The following is a 6595-nucleotide window of genomic DNA, read 5'->3' on the forward strand; positions in this document are numbered from 1 at the left end:
ACCGCCACGTCGCACCGGCCGCCGCCGGCTGGACGGTCCTCGTCGCCGGACTGGTCGCCGCCGTCCTCACCGCCGCGTACGCCACCCGCCTCTGGCTCCTGGCCTTCCGAGGACGAGGCCCCGCCGCCCCCGACCACGGCAGGCAGCCCGTCGCGATGACCTCCGTCCTCTGGGTCCTCGCCGTGCCCACCATCGCCTTCGGCCTCACCGCGGGCGCCCTCGGTGACTGGTTCGACGGACACGCCCTCACCCCCTCGCTGCCGACCGCCGTCCTCTCCACCGGTGTCGCACTCGTCGGCGGACTCGTCACCTACGGGGCATGGCGCCACACCACCGCGCTCGCGGCCCGCCCCCCGGTCGGCGCCGTATCCGCCCACCCCCAGGCCGAGCCCGCCCTCGTCGAGGCCGAGGCGATCACCTCGCACACCGCCGCCTACGGCACCATCGCCGGCGCCCCCGACCCCTCGGACCCCGGCCGCCTCCTCCTCGGCTCCCTCCACCGCCACGCGGTCACCGGCTTCCACCTGGACGCCCTCTACACGGCGCTCTTCGTCCGCCCGGTCCAGGCCGGCGCACGCCTCGTCCGCTTCCTGGACCGCGAGGTCGTCGACACCTACGTACGCGGCTCGGGCGCCGCCGCCCGCGGGCTCGGCCTGCTCGTCCGCCGCTCCCAGACCGGCAACGTGCAGACCTACCTCGGCGCGCTGCTCGCCGGAACCCTTGTCCTGGCGATCGCCGCCGTCGTCTTCGCCAACGTCTACGCCGGGGCGTGAACCGTGATCGATATCAGTGCGTCCGTGATGCAGTTCCTTCTGGCGTTCGTCGTCGCCGCCCCGCTCCTCGGCGCCGTCGCCGCGCTGCTGCCCGCCCCGCCCGGACTCAAGGGGCGCAACCCCGACCAGGCCGTGCTCCGCCACGGCGTGACCGTCACGGGAGCCGTCCTCGCCGCCGCCCTCGTCCTCGCCGCGGGCTTCGACCACGAGCACCCCCAGACGATGCAGGCGACCACCGACATCAGCTGGATCCCGGCACTGGACGTGCGGATCCACCTCGGCACCGACGGCATCTCGCTCCCCCTTCTCGTCCTCACCGCGCTGCTGACCTTCCTGTGCGCGCTCTACAGCTACTTCAAGCTCCCCGCAGGGCCCTCAGCGAAGGGCTTCGTCGCCCTCGTCCTCGTCCTGGAGTCCGGCACACTCGCCACATTCGCCGTACTCGACCTCATGCTGTTCTTCCTGGCCTTCGAGATGGTCCTCATCCCGATGTACTTCCTCATCGCCCGCTGGGGCGGCGAGGGCAGGCAGCCCGCCGCCTGGAAGTTCGTCCTCTACACCCTGCTCGGCTCCGTCGTCATGCTGCTGGGCCTGCTCCTCGTCGGGCTGAAGAGCGGCACTTTCGACATGGTGGCACTCGCCACTGACAACGGCCGTGGCCTCACCACATCCGTGCAGGTCATCGCGGTACTCGCCATCGGTGTGGGCCTCGCAGTGAAGACCCCGATGTGGCCCCTCCACAGCTGGCTGCCCGACGCCCACACCGCCGCCCCCACCGTCGGCTCCGTACTCCTTGCCGGCGTCCTGCTGAAGATGGGCACGTACGGCTTCGTCCGCATCCTGCTCCCCGTCGCCCCCGACGGCATGCGGACCTTCGCGCCCTACCTGGCCGCGTTCGCCGTCGTCGGCATCGCCGCGCCGGTGCGAAGGGCGACCTCAAACGGCTGATCGCCTACTCCTCAGTCGGCCACATGGGCTTCGTCCTCCTCGGCATCGCGACCATGACCCCCACCGGGGTCAACGGCGCGCTCTTCGCCAACATCGCCCACGGCCTCATCACCGGCCTGCTGTTCTTCCTGGTCGGCGCCGTCAAGGACCGGTACGGCACGGCCGACCTCGACACCCTCTCCGGCGCCACCGGGGCCGCCCTCTACGGCCGCGCCCCGCGCCTCGGCGGACTCCTCGCCTTCGCCGCCGTCGCCTCCCTCGGGCTCCCCGGTCTCGCCNCATCGTCTACGGCTCCCTCGCCTGCCTCGCCCTGGCCCGCGCCGGTGCGAAGGGCGACCTCAAACGGCTGATCGCCTACTCCTCAGTCGGCCACATGGGCTTCGTCCTCCTCGGCATCGCGACCATGACCCCCACCGGGGTCAACGGCGCGCTCTTCGCCAACATCGCCCACGGCCTCATCACCGGCCTGCTGTTCTTCCTGGTCGGCGCCGTCAAGGACCGGTACGGCACGGCCGACCTCGACACCCTCTCCGGCGCCACCGGGGCCGCCCTCTACGGCCGCGCCCCGCGCCTCGGCGGACTCCTCGCCTTCGCCGCCGTCGCCTCCCTCGGGCTCCCCGGTCTCGCCGGGTTCTGGGGCGAGATGCTCACCCTCTTCGGCGCCTTCGACCCCGCGGACGGGCTCAGCCGCCCCGCCTTCCTCACCTTCATGTCCATCGGCGCCTTCGGGACCCTGCTCACCGCCGCGTACATGCTCATCGTGGTCCGCCGCGTCTGCATGGGCGATCCCCGCGATCCCCACGCCACGGCGGACGACGGGACCGTACGCCGCGCCGCGGCCGGCGACCAGGGCGACGGCCTCCCCGGGCCCGGCTCCGCCGCCCGGCGCCGGGGCGTCACGGCGCCGGCCCACCCGGTCGCCGACATCCAGGGCTACGAGTTCGCGGCCTGGACCCCGCTCGCCGCCCTCACCGTCCTCGCCGGACTCTGGCCCGCCGTCCTCCTCGGCCTCACCGACCCGGCCGTGCAGAAGCTCCTCGCAGGAGGCAAGTCGTGATCGTGGCANATCGCACCCCCCGTCGTCGTCGCGGTGGCCGCCGTCGGGGTGCTCGTCGCCGACCTCTTCGCGGACGAACGGCGCAAGCCGCTCCTGGGGTACGCGACCGTCGCCGCCCTCGTCGTCGCGCTCGCCTTCCTGGTCCCCCTGCGCGCCGGCGACCGCTCCACCTTCTGCCTCACCGGTGACGTCCAGGCGTGCAGCTACACCGCCGACCACTTCGCCCTCGTCATCCAGGCCCTCGTGCTCGGCGGCGCCCTCCTCACCGCACTGCTCTCGCTCGGTGACACCCGCAGGCTCCCCGCCGGGGAGTTCTGGTTCCTGCTGCTGTCCTCCGCCGCCGGCGCCGTACTCCTGCCCGCCGCCCGCGACCTCGCCACCCTCGTCGTCGCCCTCGAAGTCGCCTCCCTGCCCGCCTTCGCCCTCGTCGGCATCAAGCGCGGCGACCGGCGCTCCTCCGAGGCGGCCCTGAAGTTCTTCCTCTCCTCCGTCGTCTCCACCGCCGTGATGCTGCTGGGCGTCAGCTTCGTCTACGCCACCACCGGCACCATGCACCTCACCGAGATCGCCGCCCGCCTCGACGCCGTACCCGACCAGCTCGCCACCCTCGCCGGGGCGGGCGTCGTCCTCACCCTCGTCGGCTTCGCCTTCAAGACGGCCGCGGCCCCCTTCCACTTCTGGGTCCCCGACACCTACGTCGGCGCGCCGCTGCCCATCGCCGCGTACCTCTCGGTGGTCGGCAAGGCGGTCGGCTTCTCCGGCCTGATCCTGGTCACGGTGATCGGCTTCCCGTCGTACGCAGACGTCTGGGGCCCCGCCCTTGCCGTCCTGGCCGCCCTCACCATGACCGTCGGCAACGTCGCGGCGCTCCGGCAGAGCGCCACCCGGGCCCGAAGCGCCGTACGCCTCCTCGCCTGGTCGTCCGTCGGCCAGGCTGGATACCTCCTCGTCCCGATCGCCGCCGCCGCGTACTCCAGTGACGAACAGATCGGCTCGACCGTCGCCTACGCCCTGATGTACGCCGTCGTGAACCTCGGAGCGTTCGCGGTCGCCGCCCTGGTGGCCCGCGCCCACCCCGGCAACCGCCTCGTCGACTACCGGGGCCTGTACGCCGACCGCCCCCTGGCCGCCCTCGCCCTGGCGTTCTTCCTGCTCTGCCTGGCCGGTCTGCCCCCCGGGATCATCGGCCTCTTCGCCAAGGTCACGGTCTTCTCGGCGGCGGTCGACGCAGGCCTCGGCTGGCTCGCCGTCCTCATGGCCGTCAACGTCGTGATCGCCTTGTACTACTACCTTCGGTGGACCGCGGAGCTCTTCCGCTCCCCGGAGCCGGCGACCGGCGACGAGCAGCCCCCGGGCCCCCGCCGCCTCCGGGCCCCGGCGCCCCTCACCACGGCGATCGCCCTCACCGCGGTCGTCGGTCTGGCACTCTCCGGAGCGCCCCAGCTCGTCCTCCGCTTCGCGTCCGTCGGCCTCTTCTGAGCGCCGTGGGCCGGTTTGCCCGCCGGCCCGCCCACAGGGCATCGTCGTGGCTGCACGCGTCACCTGAAGAGAGCGAAGAGGAGCCGGAGCGGTGCTGAACGGGTTCAAAGACTTCATCCTGCGTGGAAACGTCATCTCCATGGCCATCGGCCTCGCCGTCGGCTCCGCGTTCACCGCCGTCGTCACCGGCTTCAGCAACGCCTTCATCGTGCCGCTGATCGGCCTGTTCACCCGGGGCACCGGCGACTTCAGCAAGGCCACCTTCACCCTCGACGGCGTGGAATTCCCCTACGGCCTCTTCATCAGCGCGGGGATCGCCTTCGTCATCACCGCCGCCGTCCTCTACTTCCTGGTCGTGGTGCCCATGAACAAGGTGCAGAACCGCTTCGCGGCCAAGGAGAAGGAAGAGGTCGACATCAAGGCGGCCCTCCGCGACTGCCCGCACTGCTACACGGAGATCCCCGCCGTCGCCTCCCGGTGCGCCCACTGCACCAGCCAGGTCGAGCCGGACCCCGAGGCGCGCGCCCTGGCCGGTCTTCCCTCCCAGCCCGTCCGGAGCTGACCCGCGGGGACGGCACACGGCACGCAGGCACCACCCGTACGGCCCAAGGGGCGGATCCAGCCGGATCCGCCCCTTCGCCCTGCGCCCCACGGGGCCACCGGGCACAAGGGAACTAGCTCCAGTCGCCTCGCGTTGACCAGTACGGGAGGCTCCACCGGGTGTGGAGCACCACCGAGCAAGGGTTCCCCTGCCGCACCACTTGGAGGGCGTACCGTGCACCGCCGGCACAACGGGCTGAAGACCGCCGTACTTCTCGGGGGCCTGTCCGCCCTCATCATCCTCATCGGCAGCTTCTTCGGGCGCACCGGACTGGTCGTGGCCCTCCTCGTCGCGGTCGGCACCAACGCCTACGCCTACTGGAACAGCGACAAGCTCGCCCTCAGGGCCATGCGGGCCCGCCCCGTCAGCGAGTTCCAGGCGCCCCAGCTCTATCGGATCGTCCGCGAGCTCTCGACCGCGGCCCGCCGCCCGATGCCCCGGCTCTACATCTCCCCGACACAGGCCCCCAACGCCTTCGCCACCGGCCGCAACCCGCGCAACGCCGCCGTGTGCTGCACCGAGGGCATCCTCCAGATCCTCGACGAGCGCGAGCTGCGCGGCGTCCTGGGGCACGAGCTCAGCCACGTCTACAACCGCGACATCCTCATCTCGTCCGTCGCCGGCGCCCTCGCCTCCGTCGTGATGTTCCTGGTCAACTTCGCGTGGCTCGTCCCGGTGGGCCGGTCCGACGACGACGAGGGGCCCGGCCTCCTCGGCATGCTCCTCGTCATGATCCTCGGCCCGCTCGCCGCCTCCGTCATCCAGCTGGCCGTCAGCCGCTCCCGCGAATACGAGGCCGACGCGTCCGGTGCCCAGCTCACCGGCGACCCGCTCGCCCTCGCGGGCGCCCTGCGCAAGCTCGAAGCCGGCACGAAGCAGCTCCCGCTCCCGCCCGAGCCGAGGATCGAGACGGCGAGCCACATGATGATCGCGAACCCGTTCCGCCCCGGTCAGGGGCTGTCCAGGATGTTCTCCACGCACCCGCCCATGGCGGAACGCATCGCCCGGCTGGAGCAGATGGCAGGCTATCGACCGTGAAGACAATCCTGAACGTCATATGGCTCGTCCTCAGCGGCTTCTGGCTCTTCCTCGGCTACCTCGCCGCGGGCGTCCTCCTGTGCATCACGATCATCGGCATCCCCTTCGGGATCGCGGCGTTCCGCATCGGCGTCTACGCCCTCTGGCCCTTCGGCTACACCGTCGTCGACCGACGGGACGCCGGAGGGGCGTCGTGCGCCGGGAACGTCCTTTGGCTGATCCTGGCCGGCTGGTGGCTCGCCCTCGGCCACATCTTCACCGGCGTCGCCCTGTGCATCACGATCATCGGGATCCCGCTGGGCATCGCCAACTTCAAGCTCATCCCGGTCTCCCTGATGCCCTTCGGCAAGGAGATCGTCCCCAGCGACCAGCCCTTCGCCGCCAGGTAGCACCGCCGAGCGGGCAACCGGAGCGCCCGTCGTGCGCGTCCTGTCTTGCAGGACCGACCGACGGGTAGATAGGCGACCATGAGCATCATCAGTTGGATCATTCTCGGACTGCTGGCCGGCGCGATAGCCAAGATCCTGCTGCCGGGCCGGGACCCGGGCGGCATCATCGGCACCACGCTGATCGGCATCGTCGGGGCGTTCCTCGGAGGCTGGCTGTCGTCCCGCTTCCTCGACCGCCCCATCACCACCGACTTCTACGACACGGCGACGTGGATCGCGGCCGTCGCCGGCTCCCTGGTCCTGCTCATCG

The 6595-nt window shown here is 71.6% G+C and carries 4 protein-coding genes and 4 pseudogenes; all 8 read left to right on the top strand.

Translation table 11 applies throughout. The features are described 5' to 3' along the window. Positions 1 to 773: pseudogene (locus tag IH13_RS0101565) on the top strand (NADH-quinone oxidoreductase subunit L); the annotation flags it as partial. Between the two features lie 27 nt (positions 774 to 800). Beyond that, a pseudogene (locus IH13_RS45930) lies at positions 801 to 1999 on the top strand (complex I subunit 4 family protein); the annotation flags it as partial. A 2-nt stretch (positions 2000 to 2001) separates the two neighbouring features. Continuing rightward, positions 2002 to 2778: pseudogene (locus IH13_RS45935) on the top strand (proton-conducting transporter membrane subunit); the annotation flags it as partial. Between the two features lie 9 nt (positions 2779 to 2787). Further along, positions 2788 to 4257 (top strand): annotated as a pseudogene (locus IH13_RS0101580) (NADH-quinone oxidoreductase subunit N); the annotation flags it as partial. A gap of 91 nt (positions 4258 to 4348) precedes the next feature. Continuing rightward, the gene (mscL, locus tag IH13_RS0101585; protein ID WP_031080388.1) at positions 4349 to 4819 is read left to right on the top strand and encodes a large conductance mechanosensitive channel protein MscL; all 471 of its coding nucleotides are present in this window, start codon (positions 4349 to 4351) and stop codon (positions 4817 to 4819) included. A 213-nt stretch (positions 4820 to 5032) separates the two neighbouring features. Then, positions 5033 to 5896, top strand: coding sequence for a zinc metalloprotease HtpX (gene htpX, locus IH13_RS0101590; protein ID WP_031080390.1), 864 nt, complete (start codon positions 5033 to 5035; stop codon positions 5894 to 5896). After that, on the top strand, positions 5893 to 6285 hold the full coding sequence (locus IH13_RS0101595) for a YccF domain-containing protein (protein WP_031080392.1): 393 nt from the start codon (positions 5893 to 5895) through the stop codon (positions 6283 to 6285). Before htpX ends, IH13_RS0101595 begins: the two co-directional genes overlap by 4 nt. Positions 6286 to 6363: 78 nt before the next feature. Then, a partial coding sequence (locus IH13_RS0101600) for a GlsB/YeaQ/YmgE family stress response membrane protein (RefSeq protein ID WP_031080394.1) occupies positions 6364 to 6595 on the top strand: 232 nt, incomplete at its 3' end.

The sequence above is a fragment of the Streptomyces sp. NRRL WC-3549 genome, from assembly GCF_000721935.1.
GTDB lineage: Bacteria > Actinomycetota > Actinomycetes > Streptomycetales > Streptomycetaceae > Streptomyces.